At 68.5% G+C, this 21,497-nt stretch carries 27 protein-coding genes; 3 read left to right on the top strand and 24 right to left on the bottom strand.

Translation table 11 applies throughout. The features are described 5' to 3' along the window. The first annotated feature begins 234 nt into the window (after nt 1-234). Nucleotides 235-1,425 (top strand): acyltransferase family protein, encoded by a 1,191-nt coding sequence (locus ACGFRB_RS03050; RefSeq protein ID WP_393238131.1) that lies wholly within the window; start codon nt 235-237, stop codon nt 1,423-1,425. 4 nt (nt 1,426-1,429) lie between these two features. Continuing rightward, the gene (gene coaA / locus ACGFRB_RS03045; RefSeq protein WP_361233462.1) at nt 1,430-2,410 is read left to right on the top strand and encodes a type I pantothenate kinase; all 981 of its coding nucleotides are present in this window, start codon (nt 1,430-1,432) and stop codon (nt 2,408-2,410) included. A 164-nt stretch (nt 2,411-2,574) separates the two neighbouring features. On the opposite strand, the gene glmM is transcribed toward coaA, so the two are convergent. From glmM to ACGFRB_RS03020, 5 genes are all read right to left on the bottom strand, one after another. Beyond that, complete coding sequence (gene glmM / locus ACGFRB_RS03040; protein WP_363012532.1) at nt 2,575-3,933, bottom strand: phosphoglucosamine mutase; 1,359 nt, start codon at nt 3,931-3,933, stop codon at nt 2,575-2,577. Between the two features lie 205 nt (nt 3,934-4,138). After that, a complete protein-coding gene (gene rpsI / locus ACGFRB_RS03035) occupies nt 4,139-4,651 on the bottom strand; it encodes a 30S ribosomal protein S9 (RefSeq protein ID WP_361233456.1) in 513 nt (170 codons plus the stop codon). A 41-nt stretch (nt 4,652-4,692) separates the two neighbouring features. Then, a complete protein-coding gene (gene rplM, locus ACGFRB_RS03030) occupies nt 4,693-5,136 on the bottom strand; it encodes a 50S ribosomal protein L13 (protein WP_361233454.1) in 444 nt (147 codons plus the stop codon). Nucleotides 5,137-5,489: 353 nt separating this feature from the next. Next, entirely contained in the window at nt 5,490-7,112 is a 1,623-nt protein-coding gene (locus tag ACGFRB_RS03025) for an ABC-F family ATP-binding cassette domain-containing protein (RefSeq protein ID WP_393238126.1), read from the bottom strand. Between the two features lie 234 nt (nt 7,113-7,346). Beyond that, nucleotides 7,347-8,744, bottom strand: a complete 1,398-nt coding sequence (locus ACGFRB_RS03020; protein WP_393238123.1) for an endo-1,4-beta-xylanase — start codon at nt 8,742-8,744, stop codon at nt 7,347-7,349. 331 nt (nt 8,745-9,075) lie between these two features. Here ACGFRB_RS03020 and ACGFRB_RS03015 point away from each other — a divergent pair, with 331 nt between their 5' ends. Then, the gene (locus ACGFRB_RS03015) at nt 9,076-10,059 is read left to right on the top strand and encodes a hypothetical protein (protein ID WP_393238120.1); all 984 of its coding nucleotides are present in this window, start codon (nt 9,076-9,078) and stop codon (nt 10,057-10,059) included. An 8-nt stretch (nt 10,060-10,067) separates the two neighbouring features. On the opposite strand, the gene truA is transcribed toward ACGFRB_RS03015, so the two are convergent. The 19 genes from truA to rplX form a co-directional block, all read right to left on the bottom strand. Continuing rightward, entirely contained in the window at nt 10,068-10,925 is an 858-nt protein-coding gene (truA, locus tag ACGFRB_RS03010; RefSeq protein ID WP_393238117.1) for a tRNA pseudouridine(38-40) synthase TruA, read from the bottom strand. 124 nt (nt 10,926-11,049) lie between these two features. Next, the gene (gene rplQ / locus ACGFRB_RS03005) at nt 11,050-11,493 is read right to left on the bottom strand and encodes a 50S ribosomal protein L17 (RefSeq protein WP_361233441.1); all 444 of its coding nucleotides are present in this window, start codon (nt 11,491-11,493) and stop codon (nt 11,050-11,052) included. Between the two features lie 164 nt (nt 11,494-11,657). Then, nucleotides 11,658-12,680 (bottom strand): DNA-directed RNA polymerase subunit alpha, encoded by a 1,023-nt coding sequence (locus tag ACGFRB_RS03000; protein WP_384860999.1) that lies wholly within the window; start codon nt 12,678-12,680, stop codon nt 11,658-11,660. A 141-nt stretch (nt 12,681-12,821) separates the two neighbouring features. Then, the gene (rpsK, locus tag ACGFRB_RS02995) at nt 12,822-13,226 is read right to left on the bottom strand and encodes a 30S ribosomal protein S11 (RefSeq protein WP_003956432.1); all 405 of its coding nucleotides are present in this window, start codon (nt 13,224-13,226) and stop codon (nt 12,822-12,824) included. A gap of 66 nt (nt 13,227-13,292) precedes the next feature. Continuing rightward, on the bottom strand, nt 13,293-13,673 hold the full coding sequence (rpsM, locus tag ACGFRB_RS02990) for a 30S ribosomal protein S13 (protein WP_015035595.1): 381 nt from the start codon (nt 13,671-13,673) through the stop codon (nt 13,293-13,295). Nucleotides 13,674-13,861: 188 nt separating this feature from the next. After that, nucleotides 13,862-13,975 carry a 50S ribosomal protein L36 gene (gene rpmJ / locus ACGFRB_RS02985; RefSeq protein ID WP_003956441.1) on the bottom strand — a complete coding sequence of 38 codons (114 nt, stop codon included), beginning with the start codon at nt 13,973-13,975 and terminating at the stop codon, nt 13,862-13,864. A gap of 63 nt (nt 13,976-14,038) precedes the next feature. After that, nucleotides 14,039-14,260: a translation initiation factor IF-1 gene (gene infA / locus ACGFRB_RS02980; RefSeq protein ID WP_003956442.1), complete on the bottom strand. Its 222-nt coding sequence runs from the start codon at nt 14,258-14,260 to the stop codon at nt 14,039-14,041. A gap of 181 nt (nt 14,261-14,441) precedes the next feature. Further along, the gene (gene map / locus ACGFRB_RS02975) at nt 14,442-15,293 is read right to left on the bottom strand and encodes a type I methionyl aminopeptidase (protein WP_393238109.1); all 852 of its coding nucleotides are present in this window, start codon (nt 15,291-15,293) and stop codon (nt 14,442-14,444) included. Nucleotides 15,294-15,406: 113 nt separating this feature from the next. Further along, the gene (locus tag ACGFRB_RS02970) at nt 15,407-16,054 is read right to left on the bottom strand and encodes an adenylate kinase (protein WP_393238106.1); all 648 of its coding nucleotides are present in this window, start codon (nt 16,052-16,054) and stop codon (nt 15,407-15,409) included. Next, nucleotides 16,054-17,367, bottom strand: a complete 1,314-nt coding sequence (secY, locus tag ACGFRB_RS02965; RefSeq protein ID WP_361236678.1) for a preprotein translocase subunit SecY — start codon at nt 17,365-17,367, stop codon at nt 16,054-16,056. Before secY ends, ACGFRB_RS02970 begins: the two co-directional genes overlap by 1 nt. Nucleotides 17,368-17,581: 214 nt before the next feature. Next, nucleotides 17,582-18,037, bottom strand: a complete 456-nt coding sequence (gene rplO / locus ACGFRB_RS02960) for a 50S ribosomal protein L15 (protein ID WP_361236675.1) — start codon at nt 18,035-18,037, stop codon at nt 17,582-17,584. A 1-nt stretch (nt 18,038) separates the two neighbouring features. Then, nucleotides 18,039-18,221 (bottom strand): 50S ribosomal protein L30, encoded by a 183-nt coding sequence (gene rpmD / locus ACGFRB_RS02955; protein WP_005313525.1) that lies wholly within the window; start codon nt 18,219-18,221, stop codon nt 18,039-18,041. After that, on the bottom strand, nt 18,221-18,826 hold the full coding sequence (gene rpsE / locus ACGFRB_RS02950) for a 30S ribosomal protein S5 (RefSeq protein ID WP_005313527.1): 606 nt from the start codon (nt 18,824-18,826) through the stop codon (nt 18,221-18,223). The genes rpmD and rpsE overlap by 1 nt, the downstream gene beginning before the upstream one ends. Nucleotides 18,827-18,871: 45 nt before the next feature. Further along, on the bottom strand, nt 18,872-19,255 hold the full coding sequence (gene rplR / locus ACGFRB_RS02945) for a 50S ribosomal protein L18 (protein WP_393238101.1): 384 nt from the start codon (nt 19,253-19,255) through the stop codon (nt 18,872-18,874). Nucleotides 19,256-19,258: 3 nt separating this feature from the next. Further along, the gene (rplF, locus tag ACGFRB_RS02940) at nt 19,259-19,798 is read right to left on the bottom strand and encodes a 50S ribosomal protein L6 (RefSeq protein WP_363009709.1); all 540 of its coding nucleotides are present in this window, start codon (nt 19,796-19,798) and stop codon (nt 19,259-19,261) included. A 21-nt stretch (nt 19,799-19,819) separates the two neighbouring features. Beyond that, nucleotides 19,820-20,218, bottom strand: a complete 399-nt coding sequence (gene rpsH / locus ACGFRB_RS02935) for a 30S ribosomal protein S8 (protein WP_361236666.1) — start codon at nt 20,216-20,218, stop codon at nt 19,820-19,822. A 223-nt stretch (nt 20,219-20,441) separates the two neighbouring features. After that, nucleotides 20,442-20,627 (bottom strand): type Z 30S ribosomal protein S14, encoded by a 186-nt coding sequence (locus ACGFRB_RS02930; protein WP_003948630.1) that lies wholly within the window; start codon nt 20,625-20,627, stop codon nt 20,442-20,444. 5 nt (nt 20,628-20,632) lie between these two features. After that, entirely contained in the window at nt 20,633-21,184 is a 552-nt protein-coding gene (gene rplE, locus ACGFRB_RS02925) for a 50S ribosomal protein L5 (RefSeq protein ID WP_361236663.1), read from the bottom strand. Then, nucleotides 21,184-21,495, bottom strand: a complete 312-nt coding sequence (gene rplX / locus ACGFRB_RS02920) for a 50S ribosomal protein L24 (protein WP_361236660.1) — start codon at nt 21,493-21,495, stop codon at nt 21,184-21,186. Before rplX ends, rplE begins: the two co-directional genes overlap by 1 nt. Nucleotides 21,496-21,497: the final 2 nt, after the last annotated feature.

Raw genomic sequence — 21,497 nt, 5'->3', positions numbered from 1 at the left:
GTACGTTCGCCGCCGGTCACGTTCAGGTCACAGATATCCGCACCCGCGGCTCGGGCGTCCCGGCCGCCCGCCCGAGCCGCCGATTCCCGCTCCTGGGAGGCTGTCGCCATTCCCGCGCTCACGAGAGATCCCGCGCCCGCCGACCGCGCGAAGCCACCCGGGACGGGCACGCCCGCCCCCTGGTCCCGCCGGACACCATGGGCGATGCCGCTGGGCGGCACGCGGGTGGACTCCGTGACCGGACTGCGCTGGTTCGCCGCGTTCGGGGTCTTCCTCTTTCACGCCCGCGGCTACTTCGCGGAATCCAAGGGGGCCTATGAACTCGCTGCCCTCGGATACGAAGGAGTCCCTTTCTTCTTCGTTCTGTCCGGATTCATCATGGCCTGGGTGGCACGCCCCTCAGATTCCGCTCCGCATTACTACGCGCGGCGTTTCGCCCGCATCTGGCCACTGCTCGCCGTCACCACCGCGCTGACCGTCGGAATGATGAAAGCGTGGTGGCACGTCCCGGTGTCCGGGGCGGACATCGCCTGGACCCTCACTTTCGGGCAGGCGTGGACCACTGGGCATTTCATGACGATGAACGTCGTCACCTGGACGCTGTCGGTGGAGGCGTTCTTCTATCTGGTCTTCCCGCCCCTCCTGTGGCTGCTGCTGCGCCGCTCCTCCAGGGCCCTGCTCGCCGTGGCCGGGCTGTGCGTGCTCACCACGGCCGGCACCCGGGTGGCCGCCGCGCTCCTGGAGCGGCCCGCGGAGGTGGAGCGGCTGCTGTACGCCTCGCCGCCCGCGCTGACGCCGATGTTCGTGGTGGGCGTGTGCGCGGGGCTGCTCGTACGGCGCGGGGCGCGGCCCCCGGTCCGGACCGGCGCGGCGTGCGCCCTGGTCGCGGGCGTGGCCCTGCTCTGCCGGCTGTGGATGGCCCACCCGGACGCCCTGGACCCCCTCCCGGGCGCGATCGGCTCCTTCGACGCCCTTCTCGTCCCGGTCTTCGCCCTGCTGATCGCGGCCGCCGCCGTCGGCGACCTCGACGGGCGGCCTTCCTTCCTGCGCTCGCCGACGCTGGTGCGGCTCGGCGAGTGGTCCTTCGCGTACTACCTGTGCCACGCCGTCGTCCTCAAGGCCGTACGCCATCTGGGGTACGGCCCCGGGCCCGGCCTCCTGTCGAACCTCGCCGTCATGACGGTGGCGGCCCTGGCCGCGCTGGGTGTCGCCGCCCTGCTGCACTCCCGCGTGGAGAAACCGGCCGAGCGACGGCTGCGCCGGCTGCTCCCCACGCGCACGTCCGACCGGGCTTCCGACCGGGTGTCCGACCGGGCGTCCGGCGAAGCGTCCGGCCGTACGTCCTCCCGCGTACCGCAGCCGGGCCGCCGCGCGCCCGCGAACGCGACCCCACCCTCCGCCCGGGCCGGAGAGCCGGGACAATGACAGCGTGATCACATCGCTGCCACGAGGTGCCAACGGAAACGCCGCCGGGCCGACGCCGTACGTCGACCTCACCCGCGAAGAGTGGAGCGCGCTGCGCGACAAGACCCCGCTGCCGCTCACCGCCGAGGAGGTCGAGCGGCTCCAAGGGCTCGGGGACGTGATCGACCTCGACGAGGTGCGGGACATCTACCTGCCGCTTTCGCGGCTGCTCAATCTGTACGTGCAGGCCACCAGCGGCCTGCGCGGCGCGCTGAACACTTTCCTCGGCGAAAGCGGCGAGCAGCGCGGCACGCCGTTCGTCATAGGCGTCGCCGGCTCCGTCGCCGTCGGCAAGTCCACCGTGGCCCGCCTCCTCCAGGCGCTGCTCGCGCGCTGGCCGGAGCACCCGCGGGTGGAGCGGATCACCACCGACGGGTTCCTGTACCCGATGGAGGAGCTGAAGGCGCGCGGGCTGATGTCCCGCAAGGGTTTCCCCGAGTCGTACGACCGGCGGGCCCTCACCCGCTTCGTCGCCGACATCAAGGCGGGCAAGGACGAGGTCACCGCGCCCGTCTACTCGCACCTGATCTACGACCGGGTGCCCGACGAGCAGCTGGTCGTCCGCCGCCCGGACATCCTCATCGTGGAGGGCCTGAACGTCCTCCAGCCGGCCCTGCCCGGCAAGGACGGCCGCACCCGGGTCGGTCTCGCCGACTACTTCGACTTCTCCGTCTACGTGGACGCGCGCGCCGAGGACATCGAGGGCTGGTACCTCAACCGCTTCCGGAAGCTGCGTCAGACCGCCTTCCAGAACCCCGACTCGTACTTCCAGCGCTACACGCGCGTCTCCGAGGAGGAGGCACTGGAGTACGCCCGCACGATGTGGCGGACCATCAACAAGGTGAACCTGCTGGAGAATGTGGCGCCGACCCGGGGCCGGGCGACGCTGGTGCTGCGCAAGGGGCCGGACCACAAGGTGCGGCGGCTCAGCCTGCGCAAGCTCTGACCGTACGAGACACACCGTACGGCGGCCATACGTCCGCCGTACGCGCGTGTACGGCCCGTCAGACAGCCGTACACGCCGGCATATGACAGGTCCCCCGCACCCACCACTGTCCGTGGTGGGTGCGGGGGACCTGTCATATGCCGTACGGAGCCGGGCCCGGCGGCTCAGCCCAGCGCGGCCTTCACCGCGTCCGCGAGCCGGCCCGCCACCGCTCCGGCCTGCTCCGTGTCGGCGGCCTCGACCATGACCCGCACCAGCGGCTCGGTGCCCGAGGGACGCAGCAGGACGCGGCCGGTGGAGCCCAGCTCGCGCTCGGCCTCGCCGACGGCATGGGCCAGCTCGGCGGAGGTGGTCACCCGCGACTTGTCGACATCCGGCACGTTGATGAGGACCTGCGGCAGCCGCTCCATGACCCCGGCCAGCTCGGCGAGGCTCTTGCCGGTGGCCGCGACCCGGGCCGCGAGCATCAGACCGGTCAGGGTGCCGTCACCGGTGGTGGCGTGGTCCAGCACGATGACGTGGCCGGACTGCTCGCCGCCGAGGGCGTAGCCGTGCTCCTTCATGGCCTCCAGGACATAGCGGTCGCCGACCGCGGTCTGGACGAGGCGCAGGCCCGCGCTCTCCATGGCGAGCTTGAAGCCGAGGTTCGACATGACGGTGGCGACGACGGTGTCGCCGCGCAGGGTGCCCGCCTCGCGCATGGCGAGGGCGAGGACGGCGAGGATCTGGTCGCCGTCGACCTCACGGCCCTCGGCGTCGACGGCCAGGCAGCGGTCGGCGTCGCCGTCGTGGGCGATGCCGAGGTCGGCGCCGTGCTCGATGACGGCGGCCTTGAGCAGCTCCAGATGGGTGGAGCCGCAGCCGTCGTTGATGTTGAGGCCGTCGGGCGAGGCGCCGATGGTGACGATCTCGGCGCCGGCCCGGGTGAACGCCTCGGGCGACACACGGGCGGCGGCGCCGTGCGCCTCGTCGAGGACGATCTTCAGGCCGTCGAGGCGGTTGGGCAGGACGGCGACGAGGTGGGCGACGTACTTGTCGAAGCCCTCGTCGTAGTCGCGGACCCGGCCGACGCCCGCGCCGGTGGGCCGGTCCCAGGGAGCGCCGGTGCGGTGCTCCTCGTAGACGGCCTCGATCCGGTCCTCCAGATCGTCGGCGAGCTTGTGACCGCCGCGCGCGAAGAACTTGACCCCGTTGTCGGGCATCGCGTTGTGCGAGGCGGACAGCATCACGCCGAGGTCGGCGCCGAGCACACCGGTGAGGTACGCGACGGCCGGGGTGGGCAGCACGCCGACCCGGAGCACATCGACACCCGCGCTGGCGAGGCCGGCGACGACCGCGGCCTCCAGGAATTCGCCCGAGGCGCGGGGGTCGCGCCCGACCACGGCGGTCGGCCGGTGCCCCTCGAAGCTGCCCGCTTCGGCGAGTACGTGCGCGGCCGCGACCGACAGGCCGAGCGCCAGCTCCGCCGTCAGGCCCGCGTTGGCCACGCCACGCACGCCGTCCGTGCCGAAGAGTCGTCCCACAGCTGTCCTCCGAATGTGCTCCGAAAATGCGATGCCCTGACCGGCTGGTGCCTGTTTCTGCACCCGAGCCGCTCAGAAAGTGCCCAGGTCCATGCCCAGGTGTGTCCCAAGACTATGAAAGCAAGGTTCGGAAAAGCCGAACGCCCCGGCAGCACGGGAGTGCCGCCGGGGCGCACGGACCGACCAAGCAGGCCGAGCAGGCGATTTAGCGCTTGCTGTACTGCGGAGCCTTGCGGGCCTTCTTGAGACCGGCCTTCTTCCGCTCGACCGCACGGTCGTCACGGGAGAGGAAGCCGGCCTTCTTCAGCGGGCCGCGGTTGTTCTCGACGTCGGCCTCGTTCAGGGCGCGGGCCACGCCGAGGCGCAGGGCGCCGGCCTGGCCGGACACGCCGCCGCCGGAGATGCGGGCGACAACGTCGTAGCGGTTGTCGAGCTCGAGCACCTTGAAGGGCTCGTTGACTTCCTGCTGGTGCACCTTGTTCGGGAAGTAGTCCTCAAGGGTGCGACCGTTGATCTTCCACTTGCCGGTGCCCGGAACGATCCGGACGCGGGCAATGGCGTTCTTGCGACGGCCCAGGCCGGCGGCCGGCTGCGGGTCGCCGAAGCGGGAGGCGAGGGACTCGGAGGTGTACTCACCCTCGAAGGCCTCGGTCTCGGTCGTGTACTCCTCAACGCCTTCGAACTCGTCGATGGTCGTCTCGGGGGTGGTCTCGGCCACGATGCTCCTCAGATTCTTTTCGTCTTAGGGGGTGGCCGGAACTACTGCGCGACCTGGGTGATCTCGAACGGAACCGGCTGCTGGGCAGCGTGCGGGTGGTTCTCGCCCGAGTAGACCTTCAGCTTCGAGAGCATCTGACGGCCCAGGGAGTTCTTGGGGATCATGCCCTTGATGGCCTTCTCGACGGCCTTCTCGGGGTTCTTCTCGAGCAGCTCGTCGTACCGCATGGAGCGCAGACCGCCCGGGTACCCGGAGTGACGGTAAGCCATCTTCTGGGTCTTCTTGTTACCCGACAGGTGGACCTTGTCAGCATTGATGATGATGACGAAGTCGCCCATGTCCATGTGGGGGGCGTAGACCGGCTTGTGCTTGCCTCGCAGGAGGTTCGCAGCCGTCGTGGCCAGACGACCCAGGACGATGTCCTGCGCGTCGATGATGTGCCACTGGCGAGTGACATCGCCGGGCTTGGGGCTGTACGTACGCACTTCGTAGCCTTCGCTTCTTCAGTGGATGGAGTCCAACACGCCTGAAGCGATCATGCAGCTGGGGCCTGCACTGCCGGGTCATCGCCCGTATGCGAGCCACTGGTAACTGCTCCAGGGAACCTGCGCAAGGCCTCTTCGCGTGAGAACGGCGAAGCCAATACGCATAACAAAGCGCAACAGTACCCGCGCCACCCCCGACGGGTCAAAATGCCGCAGAGCGCCAGGTCAGCGTGCCCGCCACACCCGGCGCCCGTCCCGGACCGGAACCGGGGCCCCCTCCCCCGGCGCCGGACTCACACGGACGGCTCCCGGCGCCCGGCGCCGACCACGACCCGCCGACCCGCCGGCCCGCCTCAGCGCGCCCGCTCGACCCGCCGCTCGTCCCACACCGGCTCCGACGACTCGCGGACGACACCGTCCGAGCCGAAGACCAGGTAGCGGTCGAAGGAGCGGGCGAACCAGCGGTCGTGGGTGACCGCGAGCACCGTGCCCTCGTAGGACTCCAGGCCGTCCTGGAGGGCCTCCGCGGACTCCAGGTCCAGGTTGTCCGTCGGCTCGTCCAGGAGCAGGGCGGTGGTGCCGGCCAGCTCCAGGAGGAGGATCTGGAAGCGGGCCTGCTGGCCACCGGAGAGCTTCTCGAAGGGCTGGTCGCCCTGGCGCTCCAGCTCGTAGCGGCGCAGTACGGACATCGCGCCGCCCCGGTCCTTGGCGTGCTCCGTCCACAGGATGTCGACGAGCGAGCGGCCGAAGAGTTCCGGGTGCGCGTGGGTCTGCGCGAAGTGGCCGGGTACGACGCGCGCGCCCAGCTTCCACAGACCCGTGTGGGCCACCGACTCGTCGCCCGCCAGCAGCCGCAGGAAGTGCGACTTGCCGGAGCCGTTCGAGCCGAGCACGGCCACCCGCTCGCCGTAGAAGACCTCCAGCGAGAACGGCTTCATCAGGCCGGTCAGCTCCAGGTTCTCCACGGTCACCGCGCGCACCCCGGTCCGGCCGCCGCGCAGCCGCATCCGGATGTCCTGCTCGCGCGGCGGCTCCGGCGGCGGGCCCGCCTCCTCGAACTTCCGCAGCCGGGTCTGCGCCGCCGCGTACCGCGAGGCCATCTCATGGCTGACCGCGGCCGCCTGCCGCAGCGTGATCACCAGCTTCTTCAGCTGCGCGTGCTTCTCCTCCCAGCGCCGCTTCAGCTCCTCGAAGCGCGCGAAACGCTGCCGCCGGGCGTCGTGGAAGGTGTCGAAGCCGCCGCCGTGCACCCAGACATCCGAGCCGGCGGGGCCCGGCTCCACGGCCACGATCTTCTGCGCGGCGCGGGAGAGCAGCTCCCGGTCGTGGGAGATGAAGAGCACGGTCTTGCGGGTCTCCCGCAGCCGCTCCTCCAGCCACCGCTTGCCGGGGACGTCCAGATAGTTGTCCGGCTCGTCGAGCAGCAGCACCTCGTCGCCGCCGCGCAGCAGGTACTCCAGGACCAGCCGCTTCTGCTCGCCGCCGCTGAGCGTGCTCGTCTGCCGGAACTGCGCCGTGTCGTACGGCACACCCATCGCGGCCATCGTGCACATGTCCCACAGGGTCTCGAACTCGTACCCCTGCGCCTCCGCCCAGTCGCTCAGCGCCTGGGCATATGCCATCTGAGCGGCCTCGTCGTCGACCGTCAGGATTCGCTCCTCCGCCGCGTCGACCGCCTTCGCGGCCTCCCGGATGCGCGGCGGGGCGACGGAGACCAGCAGGTCGCGGACGGTCGACCCGTCCCGGACCGAGCCGACGAACTGCGGCATCACACCGAGTCCGCCACTGACGGTGACGGTGCCGCCGTGCGGCTGGAGCTCCCCGGAGATCAGCCGGAGCAAAGTGGTCTTGCCGGCGCCGTTGGCGCCGACCAGGGCGACCACCGCGCCCTCCCCGACCCGGAAGGAGACGTCCCCGAGCAGGACTCTCCCGTCCGGCAGGTAGTACTCCAGATGTGCGGCCTCGACATGTCCCATGAGGGGCATTGTCACCGCCCGCACCGCCCGATCCCAAGCGGATAAACACCGGGCGGCGGCCAGGCGACCTCGAAGAGGCCGCGCAGGAGCTGCGAAGGGGCCGCGAACCGGCGCCGGACGGACGCCGCACGAACTCCGTACGGACGCCGTACGGACGCCGGACCGGCCCGGCCGACCCCTCGGCATATGCCGCCGAAGAGCCGGCCGGGCCCCGTCAGGCCCGCGGGCCCCGGGTCAGGACGCCGTGCAGGCGCCCACCGCCGGCGCGGCGCCGTCGGCGCCGTTGACCGTGAAGCCGAAGCTCGTGGAGCCGCCGGCGCCGACCGAGCCGTTGTGGCTCGCGTTGGCCACCGTCACCACGTTCCCGTTGGTGGTGCCGACGCCGTTCCAGACTGTGGAGACCGTCTGCCCGGACTTGAAGGTCAGCGGCACCGACCAGGCGGTGATCGCCGCGCCGCCGGCCTTGATGGTGACCGTGCCGTTGTACCCGCCGTTCCAGGACGACTCCGTGGTGTACGTCGCCGTGCACGCCTTGCTGCCGCCCGGCGGAGTCGTCGGAGGCGTGGTCGGGGGCGTCGTGGGCGGAGTGGTGGGCGGGGTCGTGGTGCCGTTCAGCACGTCGAGGACCGAGGTGTACGCGGCCTTCTTCTGGTACGAGCCGTCGAACAGCAGCGGCGTGCCGCTGGAACGCCACGAGTACTTGTCGGTGACGCCCCACACGGTGAGACCCGTGCAGCGGGTGACGGCGAGACAACCGCGGACCACGGTGGCGTAGTTGTCGGCCTGGGCGGTGCCCGACCCCTCGATGTCCAGCTCGGTCAGCTGCACGTCGACGCCGAGGTCGGCAAAGCGCTGCAGGTTGGCCTGGAAGTCCGAGGGCACCGGCGAGTTGGGGTTGAAGTGCCCCTGGAAGCCGACGCAGTCGATCGGCACGCCCCGGGTCTTGAAGTCCTTGACCATGTTGTACACGGCGGTGGACTTCGCGTTGACCCCGTCGGTGTTGTAGTCGTTGTAGCAGAGCTTGGCCGCGGAGTCGGCGGCCCGCGCGGTGCGGAACGCCTCCTCGATGAAGCCGTTGCCCAGCTTGTCCTGGAAGGGCGAGCTGCGCCGGGCGCCGCTGGAGCCGTCCTGGAAGGCCTCGTTCACCACGTCCCAGGCGGCGATCTGGCCCTTGTAATGGGTCATCACCTGGGTGATGTGGTTGTTCATCGCCGTACGCAGGTCGTCGGCGCCGAGCGAGCTCACCCAGCCCGGCAGCTGCGAGTGCCAGACCAGGGTGTGCCCGCGCACCTGCATGTTGTGGCTCTTGGCGTGCGTGACGATCTTGTCGGCGTTGGCGTACGAGAAGCTGCCGCGGTTCGGTTCGACCGCGTCCCACTTCATCTCGTTCTCCGGCGTCACCGAGCTGAACTCGGCGTCGAGCGTGGCGGCGTAGTCCGTCTCGCCGAGGTGGTTGTTGGCGACGGCCGTACCGAAGTACCGGCCCTTCGCCGCCGCCGCGGATCCGAGGGTGGAGGCCGCCTCGGCCGTACCGGCCAGGGCGACGACCGCTCCTCCGGCGGCCAGGGCGCCCGCGGTCCCGAGGACGAGTGCCTTTGTCGCGGCCGTATGCCATAGGGCCTTGATGCTCATCGACTTGCGATCCTTCCGCTCGTTGGGGGGTGGAGCAGGATCGAACAGGCAGCGGACGACTCCGAGCGATACCCGTCCCGAAACTTTCGGCAGGGAAACTTCGAGACTGGCGGCGCTCACCGCTGCGAACGCAGAAATTAGCGAAACAGGTGGGTATCTGGCGCCACCCTGAGCATGCTTTGTTACGAAACTTCGGCGAAACTTTCGAGTATGCCTCCACGCGCACCCCCGCGAGCCCCCGCCCGGCACCCCGGCCGGTCCGTACCCCCAGTCCCCCTCAGTCCCCCTCAGTCCCCCAGCCCCCCGCGAACGCGGTACTAGGATGCGCCGCATGAGCTTTGGGGGGCCTCAGTGGCCGCAGCAGGGCCCGGGACAGCAGCCGTACGGGCCGGGGCAGGGGCAGAGTCAGCAGGGGTACGGACAGGGGCAGCAGCCGCCACAGCAGCCCCCGTGGCAGCAGCACCCGCCGCACCAGCAGCAACAGCAGCCAGGGGGCTTCCCGGGCACCCAGCCCGACGGAACCCCGGACTGGGGCGCGCTCGCCGACGCCTCCGCCACCCGTGACCGGCGCAAACGCCGTCTGATGATCGGTGGCGGCGCCCTCGCGGCGCTCGCCGTGGGCGCCGCCGTCGCGACCACGATCGTCGTCACCAACAAGAGCAACGACGAGGCCAAGAACGGCGGTACGGCCCCGACCGGATCGGCGGCCCCCTCGGACACCGCCACCCCGTCCCCGACCTTCTCCTCCGTCGCCCCGCTGCCGCCGCCGAACCCGCGCGACTACATCTCCGACGTGAAGAAGGACACGGCGCCGCTGTCGGCCGAGGGCCTGTTCCCGGGCACGAAGCTGACGATGAGCGGCCGCCCGTACCGCAAGGGCGCGACCGCCTCCACCACGAACTGCGCCGCCGTCACCGTCGGCGGTCTCGGCTCGGCCCTCGCGGACAACGGCTGCACGCGCGTGCTGCGCGCGACCTACGTCAAGGACGGCGTCGCCGTCACCGTCGGCGTGGCCGTCTTCCCCACCGAGAAGCAGGCCACCCAGGCGAAGAAGCAGGCCACCGGCGGCATCGCCACACTCCCCGGCGCGGGCGTCGGCGACTTCTGCCACGCCACCGTCTGTCTGCGGCGCACCAACGCGATCGGCCGCTACGTCTATCTCACCCAGGCCGGCTTCCAGAACGGCCGCAAGGTCACCACCGGCGACCAGTCGGTCTTCCAGGCCAGTGACGACCTGGGCACCTTCGCCTTCAACCAGATCTACGCGCGCGGGAAGGCCCAGGCCTCGGCGGCGGCCGACGCCCCCGCCCGGTGACCACCGCCTCAGCAGCAGCCGGGGCTGCCGGGCAGTGACCGCTTGTTGCGGGCCTCCCGGCTGCGCGCGGCGAGCAGCTCGTCGGCCGGGTAGCCGACCTCTTCGAGGGTGAGGCCGTGCGGTCGTACGACATGCACGGCCGAGTCCCGGACGCCCGCGGCGAGCACCTTGCCCGGCCACTCCACCGGCCGGTGCCCGTCGCCCACGAACAGCAGGGCGCCCACCAGCGACCGCACCATGTTGTGGCAGAAGGCGTCGGCCTTGACCGTGGCCTCAAGGATCCCGTCGGGCCGGCGCTCCCAGCGCAGCTCCTGAAGGGTGCGGATGGTGGTCGCGCCCTCGCGCTTCTTGCAGTACGCGGCGAAGTCGTGCTCGCCCACCAGGTGCTCGGCGGCGGCGTTCATGGCGTCCATGTCGAGGGCCCAGTCGTGCCACAGCACATGGCCGCGCAGCAGCGGGTCGACACCGCCGGGGTGGTCGGTGACCCGGTACGCGTAACGGCGCCAGATCGCCGAGAACCGGGCGTTGAAGCCCGCGGGCGCCTCCGCGAGGGACCAGATCCGCACATCGTGCGAGAGCCGTCCGGCGAGCCGCCGCAGCAGCTTCTCGCGGTGCTCCTCCCACAGCGTGACCGGCAGGTCGACATGGGCGACCTGACCGCGCGCGTGCACCCCGGCGTCCGTGCGGCCGGCGACCGTCAGCTCGTACGTCTCGGTGGAGCGGGTGACGGTCTTCAGGGCGGCCTCGATCTCGCCCTGGACGGTGCGCTGTCCGCGGGCCTGCTTGGCCCAGCCGGAGAAGTCCTTGCCGTCGTACGACAGGTCGAGCCTGATCCGTACGAAACCGTCCTGAACCTCGTCGCTCACGCCGTCAATCCTCTCAAAACCCTGGGTGCGGGAAACGCGGCTGCACGCGCGCGTACCCGCGAAGATACGGAACGGGCCCGCACCCCAAGGGGTGCGGGCCCGCCCACGAGATCGATCAGAACGCTCAGGCGTCCTGCGCGGCCTCGTCGGCCTCCTTGACGGCGCGCTTGGTGGCGGCCTCGGCCTCGGCGACGGTCGCCTTCTTGGCGATCTCGCCCTCGACCAGCTCGATCACGGCCATCGGGGCGTTGTCGCCACGACGGTTGCCGATCTTGGTGATACGGGTGTAGCCACCCGGGCGCTCGGAGTAGCGCGGGGCGATCTCGGTGAAGAGGGTGTGGACGATGCCCTTGTCGGTGATCGTCTGCAGCACCAGGCGACGGTTGTGGATGTCGCCCTTCTTCGCCTTGGTGATCAGGCGCTCGGCGACCGGACGCAGGCGGCGGGCCTTGGCCTCGGTCGTCGTGATGCGGCCGTGCTCGAAGAGCGACTTCGCCAGGTTGGCGAGCAGCAGCTTCTCGTGCGCGGCGGAACCGCCGAGGCGGGCGCCCTTCGCGGGACGCGGCATGGTTTTCTCCTCAGTGTCTGCCCTGGCCGTATCAGGTACCGGGGTCAGTATCCGAGCAGGCGGTTACCTGTCGGAGACCCACGCCCCCCAGGGGGACGCGGGGCACTGTGGGGTCCGCCGGAACGGACCCACAGCATGATCCGGGCCGTTTCCGGCCCGAGTCCTTAGTACTGCTCGGTCTCGACGAAGCCCGCGTCCGCGTCGTCGTCGGCGCCGAAGGCGTCGGCGGCGGCGGTCGGGTCGAATCCGGGCGGGCTGTCCTTCAGGGCCAGGCCCATGCCGGCCAGCTTCGCCTTGACCTCGTCGATCGACTTCGCACCGAAGTTGCGGATGTCGAGCAGGTCGGCCTCGGAACGCGCCACGAGCTCACCCACGGAGTGGATGCCCTCGCGCTTGAGGCAGTTGTAGGAGCGGACCGTGAGCTCCAGCTCCTCGATCGGCAGCGCCAGGTCGGCGGCCAGGGCGGCGTCCGTCGGGGACGGACCCATGTCGATGCCCTCGGCGTCGATGTTCAGCTCGCGGGCGAGACCGAACAGCTCGACCAGGGTCTTGCCGGCCGACGCCATGGCGTCACGCGGGCGCATGGCCTGCTTGGTCTCGACGTCGACGATGAGCTTGTCGAAGTCGGTGCGCTGCTCGACTCGGGTCGCCTCGACCTTGTAGGTGACCTTCAGCACGGGGCTGTAGATGGAGTCGACCGGGATACGGCCGATCTCCTGGCCGACCTGCTTGTTCTGCACGGCGGAGACGTAGCCGCGACCGCGCTCGACGGTCAGCTCCATCTCCAGCTTGCCCTTGCCGTTGAGCGTGGCGAGGACCAGGTCGGGGTTGTGCACCTCGACACCGGCCGGCGGGGCGATGTCGGCGGCGGTGACCAGACCCGGGCCCTGCTTGCGCAGGTACATCACGACCGGCTCGTCGTGCTCCGAGGAGACGACCAGCTGCTTGATGTTCAGGATGATGTCGGTGACGTCTTCCTTCACACCCGGCACGGTGGTGAACTCGTGCAGGACACCGTCGACGCGGATGCTGGTGACAGCGGCGCCGGGGATCGACGAGAGCAGGGTGCGGCGGAGCGAGTTGCCGAGGGTGTAGCCGAAGCCCGGCTCCAGCGGCTCGATGACGAACCGGGAGCGGAACTCGTCGACGACCTCTTCGGTCAGCGACGGACGCTGAGCGATAAGCATGTCTTCGTTTCCTTCAGTCGAGGACGCCCACTATTTGACGTCCGCTGATACAGCAAGGGTACGGGCGGCACCGCTCCTGGGGAGCCGTACCGCCCGGACACTCAAGAACGCACAGGTGCGTCCGCTACGACCTGACCGAGGTCAGACGCGGCGGCGCTTCGGCGGACGGCAGCCGTTGTGCGGGGTGGGGGTGACGTCCTGGATCGAGCCCACCTCGAGGCCGGTGGCCTGGAGGGAACGGATCGCGGTCTCACGGCCGGAGCCGGGACCCTTGACGAAGACGTCGACCTTGCGCATGCCGTGCTCCTGCGCGCGGCGAGCGGCCGACTCGGCGGCCATCTGCGCGGCGAACGGGGTGGACTTGCGCGAGCCCTTGAAGCCGACGTGGCCGGCGGAGGCCCAGGAGATCACGTTGCCGGACGGGTCCGTGATCGAGACGATCGTGTTGTTGAACGTGCTCTTGATGTGCGCGTGGCCGTGAGCGACGTTCTTCTTTTCCTTGCGGCGCACCTTCTTGGCAGCGCCCTGACGACCCTTGGGGGGCATCTCATACTCCTACGGGAGGTGGTCGGTCCTACAGCGAAGACCGCTTGGTCAAGCGTCCGCTGAGGACTACTTCTTGCCCGGCTTCTTCTTGCCGGCGATGGCGCGACGCGGGCCCTTGCGGGTACGAGCGTTCGTGCTGGTGCGCTGACCGCGGACGGGCAGGCCACGACGGTGGCGCAGACCCTGGTAGCAGCCGATCTCGACCTTGCGGCGGATGTCGGCGGCGATCTCGCGGCGGAGGTCACCCTCGGTCTGGAGGTTGGCGTCCACGTACTCGCGGATCTTGACGAGGTCTTCCTCGGCAAGGTCGCGGACACGGGTGGACGGGTTCACGCCGGTCGCGGCGAGAATCTCCTCGGACCGGGTACGCCCGATGCCGAAGACGTAGGTGAGTGCGACCACCACACGCTTTTCGCGCGGGATGTCAACACCGGAAACGCGTGCCATTCAATGGCTCCTGTGTTCTCGGGGGTCTGCTGCAGAACCACTCCCGGCTGCCGTATCAGGTACAGGTCGGGTCCCCGGCCCCCGCCGGAGGTGCCGTCAGCCGTGGATCACGGCCCGACGGGTTCTGCGTATGTACGTATTGCTATGCGTCGCGCGAAGACTGCGAAATGCAGGTCGGTCGGCGTGCGTCAGCCCTGGCGCTGCTTGTGGCGCAGGTTGTCGCAGATGACCATGACCCGGCCGTGACGGCGGATCACCTTGCACTTGTCGCAGATCTTCTTGACGCTCGGCTTGACCTTCATGGGATGTGAGGTTCTCCGGGTCAGTGCCACCACCCGCGCGCGGAGGCGGGGTGCGGGCAAGATCTACTTGTATCGGTAGACGATCCGGCCCCGCGTCAGGTCGTACGGAGACAGCTCCACCACGACGCGGTCGTCCGGGAGGATACGGATGTAGTGCATCCGCATCTTTCCGGAGATGTGCGCGAGGACCTTGTGACCGTTCTGGAGCTCTACCTTGAACATGGCGTTCGGCAGGGACTCGATCACGGTGCCCTCGATTTCGATGGCACCTTGCTTCTTGGCCACGCTTCGCCTTTCGAATCGGCTACCTTGATCGACTCTCGTCGCCGGGTGCGGACACACGGGTATACGAGAGCCGACGCGTCAGTCTACGCCAGCCACCTGGAAAATACGAATCCGGACAGTCTGCCCCAGCCTGAAGATCATTACGCGGGCCCACCGGGACATCCCGGGGGCCGTGGTGCTCTTACGCGAGCGGGTCCGGCGCCGCCGTGATGCCCAGCTCCGCCAGCTTCGCCTTGCCGCCGTCGACCGCGGTGAGGACCAGCGGGCCCTCCTCGGTCAGGGCAACGCTGTGCTCCCAGTGCGAGGACCAGGTGCCGTCCGTGGTGATGACGGTCCAGTCGTCGGCGAGGACCTCGGTCTTCGGGGTGCCGAGGGAGATCATCGGCTCGATCGCCAGGCAGAAGCCGGGGACCAGCTTCGGGCCCTTGCCGCGCTTGCGGGCGACGTAGTTCAGCAGATGCGGGTCCATGTGCATCTCGGTGCCGATGCCGTGGCCGCCGTAGTCCTCGATGATCCCGTAGCGGCCGAGGCTGTGGTCGCCCATGGCCGGGCGCGGCTGGCGCTTGATGTACGACTCGATCGCGCGCGAGACGTCGACCAGGCGGGCGCCGACGCGCATGGCGGCGATGCCGGCCCACATCGACTCCTCCGTCACCCGCGACAGCTCGACGAGTTCCGGGGCGTGACCGGTGCCGACGAAGGCGGTGTACGCGGCGTCGCCGTGCCAGCCGTCGACGATCGCGCCGCAGTCGATGGAGATGATGTCGCCGTCCTTCAGGACGGTCTTCTCGTCGGGGATGCCGTGGACCACGACCTCGTTGACCGAGGTGCAGATGGTCGCCGGGAAGCCGCCGTAGCCGAGGAAGTTCGACTTCGCGCCGTGGTCGGCGATCACCTTGCGGGCCGCCTCGTCCAGGTCCCGGGTGGTCGCGCCGGGCACGGCGACCTCACGGGTCGCCGCGTGGATGGCCGCGACGACCAGCCCCGCCTCGCGCATCTTCGCGATCTGCTCGGGGGTCTTGATCTGCACCATCGTGGCCGCGGCCTTTCCATCGAGTACGGGGATCGATACAACGATACGGCCGCGGCACCCCTCCCGGGGAACCGCGGCCGTATCGCTCCAGTCCGGCCGGAGCCGGGGACTGGTTACTTCTTCAGGGCTTCCATGGCACGCGCCGTGACCTCGTCCACCTTGCCGAGCGCCGAGATCGTCGCCACCAGGCCCTGGGCCCGGTAGTAGTCGATGATCGGCTCGGTCTGCTTGTGGTAGACCTCCAGGCGCCGGCGGACCGTCTCCTCGGAGTCGTCCGGGCGCTGGAACAGCTCGCCGCCGCAGACGTCGCAGACGCCCTCGGTCTTCGGAGCGTTGTACGTCACGTGGAAGACATGCGCGGAGTCGGTACGGCAGACGCGGCGGCCCGCGATCCGCTTCACGACCTCGTCCTCGGGGACCTCCAGGTCCAAGACCGCGTCCAGCTGCATGCCGTCGGCCTTGAGGGCCTCGTCAAGAGCCTCGGCCTGGGCCACGTTGCGCGGGAACCCGTCGAGCAGGAAGCCGTTCACGGCGTCGGGCTGCTCCATGCGGTCCTTGGCCATCCCGATGGTGACCTCGTCCGGGACGAGGTCGCCGGCGTCCATGAACGCCTTCGCCTTCAGGCCCAGCTCGGTGCCCTTGGAGATGTTGGCACGGAACAGGTCACCCGTGGAGATGTGCGGGATGTCCAGGTTCTTGGCAAGGAACGCGGCCTGCGTTCCCTTGCCGGCCCCGGGCGGTCCGACGAGGACGATTCGCATCAGCGGAGGAACCCTTCGTAATTGCGCTGCTGGAGCTGGCTCTCGATCTGCTTCACGGTCTCGAGACCGACACCCACGATGATGAGGATGCTGGTGCCGCCGAACGGGAAGTTCTGGTTGGCACCACCGAAGCCCGCCAACGCCATCGTCGGCACAAGAGCGATCAGACCCAGATACAGCGAGCCCGGCCAAGTGATCCGGTTGAGCACGTAGCTCAGATACTCGGCAGTAGGTCGACCAGCCCGGATACCCGGGATGAAGCCACCATACTTCTTCATGTTGTCGGCGACTTCCTCGGGGTTGAACGAGATCGCCACGTAGAAGAAGGCGAAGAACACGATCAGGAGGAAGTAGGCGGCGATGTAGTACGGGTGGTCGCCCTTGACGAAGTGCGACTCGATCCAGGTCTTCCAGCCGGCCGTCGAGTTCGAGAACTGCGCGACGAGCGCCGGGATGTAGAGCAGCGACGAGGCGAAGATGACGGGGATCACACCCGCCTGGTTCACCTTGAGCGGGATGTACGTGGACGTACCACCGTACGAACGGCGGCCGATCATGCGCTTCGCGTACTGCACCGGGATCCGGCGCTGGGCCTGCTCGACGAAGACCACGAGGGCCACCATCACGAAGCCGATGAGGATGACGGTGCCGAACTCGATCCAGCCCTTGGCCAGCTTGCCGCTGGTCTTGATGGCCCACAGCTGGCCCGGGAAGCCGGCGGCGATCGAGATGAACATCAGGATCGACATGCCGTTGCCGATGCCGCGGTCGGTGATGAGCTCGCCGAGCCACATGACCATGCAGGTGCCCGCGGTCATGGTGATGACCATGGTGGCGGTGGTGAAGATCGAGTCGTTCGGGACGATCTGGTTCGCCACGGAACAGCCGCTGAAGAGCGAGCCGGTACGGGCGGTGGCGACGAGGCCGGTGCCCTGGAGGATCGCGAGGGCGACCGTCAGGTAACGCGTGTACTGCGTGATCTTCGCGGTACCGGCCTGACCCTCCTTCTTGAGGGCCTCCAGACGCGGGATCACCACGGTCAGCAGCTGCAGGATGATGCTCGCGGTGATGTACGGCATGATGCCGAGCGCGAAGATGGTGATCTGCAGCAGGGCACCGCCACTGAACATCTGCATCAGACCCAGCAGGCCACCGTTCTGGGCCTGGTCGATGCACAGCTGCACATTCTTGTAGCTGACACCGGGAACCGGGATGTGCGCGCCAAATCGGTAGATGATGATGATGGCGAGTGTGAAGAGCAGCTTCTTGCGCAGGTCAGGCGTCTTGAACGCCTGGGCGAACGCGGTGAGCACGGTGCCTCCTGCGACCCCCGCGCACGTGCGTCAGAGGTGACGGTCTTGAGGTTCGACTGGATAAGGGCCCACCCAGAGAGCACACGGGCATACCGCACGCACTCTAGACAGTAGACGCCACCTTACCGGCGACCATGGCCCCCTAGGAACGACCAACCGGGGATGCTCCCAATAAGGAGCATCCCCGGTCGGATGTTCAAGCCAACGAGTCGTCTCAGACGAGCTCGGTGACGGTGCCGCCCGCAGCGGCGATCTTCTCCTTGGCGGAGCCGGAGACGGCGTCGACCGTCACCTGCAGCGCCACGGTGATCTCGCCCTGGCCCAGGACCTTGACGAGCTGGTTCTTGCGAACCGCACCCTTGGCGACCAGATCGGCCACCGTGACCTCGCCACCCTGCGGGTAGAGCGCGGTGAGCTTGTCCAGGTTCACGACCTGGTACTCGGTGCGGAACGGGTTCTTGAAGCCCTTCAGCTTCGGAAGACGCATGTGGAGGGGCATCTGGCCACCCTCGAAGCGCTCCGGAACCTGGTAACGGGCCTTCGTACCCTTCGTACCACGACCAGCCGTCTTACCCTTCGACGCCTCACCACGACCCACACGGGTCTTCGCGGTCTTGGCGCCCGGGGCGGGACGGAGGTTGTGGACCTTCAGCGGGTTGTTCTCCGCCATGTCAGTCGACCTCCTCGACCGTCACGAGGTGACGGACGGTGTGCACCATTCCGCGGAACTCGGGGCGGTCCTCCTTGACGACCACGTCGTTCAGGCGCTTGAGCCCGAGCGAACGCAGCGTGTCACGGTGGTTCTGCTTGCTGCCGATGTACGACTTCGTCTGCGTGATCTTGAGGCGAGCCATTACGCACCCGCCCCAGCACGTGCACGAAGGAGAGCCGCGGGGGCGACGTCCTCGAGCGGCAGACCACGGCGAGCCGCGATCTCCTCGGGACGCTGCAGGCCCTTGAGGGCCGCCACGGTCGCGTGCACGATGTTGATCGCGTTGTCGGAGCCGAGCGACTTCGACAGGATGTCGTGAACGCCGGCGCACTCGAGAACGGCGCGCACCGGGCCACCGGCGATAACACCGGTACCGGGGGAAGCCGGCTTGAGCAGGACGACGCCCGCGGCCTTCTCGCCCTGGATCGGGTGCGGGATGGTGCCCTGGATACGGGGGACCTTGAAGAAGTGCTTCTTGGCCTCCTCAACACCCTTGGCGATGGCGGCCGGCACCTCCTTGGCCTTGCCGTAACCGACACCCACGGTGCCGTCACCGTCGCCCACCACGACCAGCGCGGTGAAGCTGAAGCGGCGACCACCCTTGACAACCTTGGCGACGCGGTTGATCGCGACTACGCGCTCAACGTACGCGGTCTTCTCGGCGGCGGCAGCGCCACCGTCGCGGCCCTTCCGGTCCCGCCGCTCGCCGCCACCGGCACCGCTGCCGCGGCGCTGGGGTCCAGCCATTGGAATACCTCTCTCTGTTACGTCCGTTAGTCCCGGAACCGGGGCTTAGAACTTCAGCCCGGCTTCGCGGGCGGCGTCAGCCAGAGCGGCAATGCGCCCGGCGTACCTGTTGCCACCACGGTCGAACACGACGGTCTCGACACCGGCGGCCTTGGCGCGCTCGGCGACCAGGGCGCCGACCTGCTGGGCCTGCGCGGACTTCGAGCCCTCGCCACCGCGGATCGACGTGTCCAGGTGGGACGCCGACGCCAGGGTGTGACCCTTGAGGTCATCGATGACCTGAGCGGTGATACCGCGGTTCGAACGCGTCACGACGAGGCGCGGACGCTCCGTCGTACCCGACACGCTCTTGCGGATGCGCAGGTGGCGACGCGCCTTAGCAGCGCGCTTGTAAGCGTCGCCCTTGGCGATCTTCACACCGTATGCCATGGCTTACTTACCAGCCTTTCCGACCTTGCGGCGGATGACCTCGCCCGCGTACTTCACGCCCTTGGCCTTGTACGGGTCGGGCTTGCGAAGCTTGCGGATGTTGGCGGCGACCTCGCCGACCTTCTGCTTGTCGATGCCCTCGACCGCGAACTTGGTCGGCGACTCGACCTTGAACGAGATGCCCTCGGGCGCCTCGATCAGGATCGGGTGGCTGTAACCGAGCTGGAACTCCAGAGCGGAGCCCTTCGCGGCCACGCGGTAACCGACACCGCTGATCTCGAGCGCCTTCACGTAACCCTGGGTCACACCGGTGATCATGTTGGCCACCAGCGTGCGGGACAGGCCGTGAAGGGCCTTGTTCTGACGCTCGTCGTTCGGACGGGTGACGTTCAGAACGCCGTCCTCGCCCTTAACGATCTCGATCGGAGCGGCGACGGTGTGGGTCAGGGTGCCCTTGGAACCCTTGACCGTGACCGTGCGCCCGTCGATGGTGACGTCCACGCCGGCGGGAACCTGGATAGGCAGCTTGCCAATACGCGACATTAGCTATTCCTCCGTTCCCGACTACCAGACGTAGGCGAGGACTTCCCCACCTACGCCCTTCTTGCCTGCCTGCTGGCCGGTCAGGAGACCGTGGGACGTGGAGATGATCGCCACGCCCAGGCCACCGAGGACCTTCGGCAGGTTGGTGGACTTCGCGTAAACCCGGAGGCCCGGCTTCGAGATCCGCTTGATGCCCGCGATGGAGCGCTCACGGTTCGGACCGAACTTCAGGTCGAGAACGAGGTTCTTGCCGACCTCGGCGTCCTCGACCTTCCAGCCGGTGATGAAGCCCTCCTGCTGGAGGATTTCCGCGATGTGCGACTTGATCTTGCTGTGCGGCATCGTCACGGTGTCGTGGTACGCCGAGTTCGCGTTACGCAGACGCGTGAGCATGTCTGCGATCGGATCAGTCATGGTCATGAATTGGCCTTCGGCCTCTCTCGCCGGGGTTTCCTGTTGCGCCATCCCTCTCCTCGAACCGAGACGAGGCGGGTGCGGTGCGGTGGACCTGCGGCGTAGTAAGTCGTACGGGCGGCGGACGCCCAACCCCACTAGCCTAAGCCATGCGGGGACGGGCGGCCGCCAACCCAGTGCTTACCGAGAGACTCCGGTCATTCACCAACGCCCAAAGGGCGAGGGGGAATTACCAGGAGCTCTTGGTCACGCCCGGCAGCTCGCCACGGTGAGCCATCTCACGAAGGCACACGCGGCACAGGCCGAACTTGCGGTACACGGAGTGGGGGCGACCGCAGCGCTGGCAGCGGGTGTACCCACGCACACCGAACTTGGGCTTGCGGGCAGCCTTCGCGATGAGAGCCTTCTTCGCCATCTCGCTTACGCCTCCTTGAACGGGAAGCCGAGGTGACGCAGAAGGGCACGGCCCTCGTCGTCGTTGGTCGCCGTGGTAACCACGGTGATGTCCATACCCCGGACGCGGTCGATCTTGTCCTGGTCGATCTCGTGGAACATGACCTGCTCCGTGAGACCGAAGGTGTAGTTGCCACGGCCGTCGAACTGCTTCGGGGACAGGCCGCGGAAGTCGCGGATGCGCGGCAGCGCCAGCGACAGGGTGCGGTCCAGGAACTCCCACATGCGGTCGCCACGGAGCGTGACGTGGGCACCGATCGGCTGACCCTCGCGCAGCTTGAACTGCGCGATGGACTTGCGGGCCTTGGTGACGGCCGGCTTCTGACCGGTGATCGTGGTGAGGTCGCGGATCGCGCCATCGATCAGCTTCGAGTCACGGGCGGCGTCGCCGACACCCATGTTGACCACGATCTTCACGAGGCCGGGAACCTGCATGACGTTCTCGTACTTGAACTCGTCACGCAGCTTGCCCGCGATGTCCTCGCGGTACTTCGTCTTCAGACGCGGAGTGGTAGCCATCAGATGTCCTCACCCGTGCGCTTGGCAACGCGAACCTTGTTGCCGTTGTCGTCGAAGCGGTAACCGACGCGGGTGACGACCTTCTTGCCGTCCTTCTCCACGACGAGCTGAACGTTGCTCACGTGGACCGGGGCCTCGGTGGTCACGATGCCACCGGCCTGGTTCGGGCCGGCCTTCGTGTGCTTCTTGACCCGGTTGACACCCTCGACGAGGACGCGGGACTCGGTCGGGTAGGCCGCGATGACCTTGCCCTGCTTGCCCTTGTCCTTACCGGTGATGACCTGGACCAGGTCGCCCTTCTTGATCTTCATGC

Origin of the sequence: Streptomyces sp. NPDC048718 (assembly GCF_043198875.1) — a bacterium.
Classification (GTDB): domain Bacteria; phylum Actinomycetota; class Actinomycetes; order Streptomycetales; family Streptomycetaceae; genus Streptomyces.
The sequence above is the reverse complement of the archived record's forward strand: the minus strand, read 5'-3'. Positions and strand labels throughout refer to the sequence as shown.

Excerpts from the sequence above, each read along its gene's own strand:
- ACGFRB_RS03020 (WP_393238123.1), bottom strand. The coding sequence starts at position 8,744 with ATGAGCATCAAGGCCCTATGGCATACGGCCGCGACAAAGGCACTCGTC.
- rpsH (WP_361236666.1), bottom strand. The coding sequence starts at position 20,218 with ATGACCATGACTGATCCGATCGCAGACATGCTCACGCGTCTGCGTAAC.
- ACGFRB_RS03025 (WP_393238126.1), bottom strand. The coding sequence starts at position 7,112 with ATGGGACATGTCGAGGCCGCACATCTGGAGTACTACCTGCCGGACGGG.
- rplR (WP_393238101.1), bottom strand. The coding sequence starts at position 19,255 with ATGGCATACGGTGTGAAGATCGCCAAGGGCGACGCTTACAAGCGCGCT.
- rplQ (WP_361233441.1), bottom strand. The coding sequence starts at position 11,493 with ATGCCGCGTCCCGCGAAGGGCGCCCGCCTCGGCGGTTCCGCCGCGCAC.
- rplF (WP_363009709.1), bottom strand. The coding sequence starts at position 19,798 with ATGTCGCGTATTGGCAAGCTGCCTATCCAGGTTCCCGCCGGCGTGGAC.
- ACGFRB_RS03000 (WP_384860999.1), bottom strand. The coding sequence starts at position 12,680 with ATGCTTATCGCTCAGCGTCCGTCGCTGACCGAAGAGGTCGTCGACGAG.
- rplO (WP_361236675.1), bottom strand. The coding sequence starts at position 18,037 with ATGGCGGAGAACAACCCGCTGAAGGTCCACAACCTCCGTCCCGCCCCG.
- rplX (WP_361236660.1), bottom strand. The coding sequence starts at position 21,495 with ATGAAGATCAAGAAGGGCGACCTGGTCCAGGTCATCACCGGTAAGGAC.
- ACGFRB_RS03015 (WP_393238120.1), top strand. The coding sequence starts at position 9,076 with ATGAGCTTTGGGGGGCCTCAGTGGCCGCAGCAGGGCCCGGGACAGCAG.
- ACGFRB_RS02930 (WP_003948630.1), bottom strand. The coding sequence starts at position 20,627 with ATGGCGAAGAAGGCTCTCATCGCGAAGGCTGCCCGCAAGCCCAAGTTC.
- rpsK (WP_003956432.1), bottom strand. The coding sequence starts at position 13,226 with ATGCCCCCCAAGGGTCGTCAGGGCGCTGCCAAGAAGGTGCGCCGCAAG.
- ACGFRB_RS02970 (WP_393238106.1), bottom strand. The coding sequence starts at position 16,054 with ATGCGAATCGTCCTCGTCGGACCGCCCGGGGCCGGCAAGGGAACGCAG.
- rpmJ (WP_003956441.1), bottom strand. The coding sequence starts at position 13,975 with ATGAAGGTCAAGCCGAGCGTCAAGAAGATCTGCGACAAGTGCAAGGTG.
- map (WP_393238109.1), bottom strand. The coding sequence starts at position 15,293 with ATGGTGCAGATCAAGACCCCCGAGCAGATCGCGAAGATGCGCGAGGCG.
- rpsE (WP_005313527.1), bottom strand. The coding sequence starts at position 18,826 with ATGGCTGGACCCCAGCGCCGCGGCAGCGGTGCCGGTGGCGGCGAGCGG.
- rplE (WP_361236663.1), bottom strand. The coding sequence starts at position 21,184 with ATGGCTACCACTCCGCGTCTGAAGACGAAGTACCGCGAGGACATCGCG.
- rpmD (WP_005313525.1), bottom strand. The coding sequence starts at position 18,221 with ATGGCTCGCCTCAAGATCACGCAGACGAAGTCGTACATCGGCAGCAAG.
- rpsM (WP_015035595.1), bottom strand. The coding sequence starts at position 13,673 with ATGGCACGCGTTTCCGGTGTTGACATCCCGCGCGAAAAGCGTGTGGTG.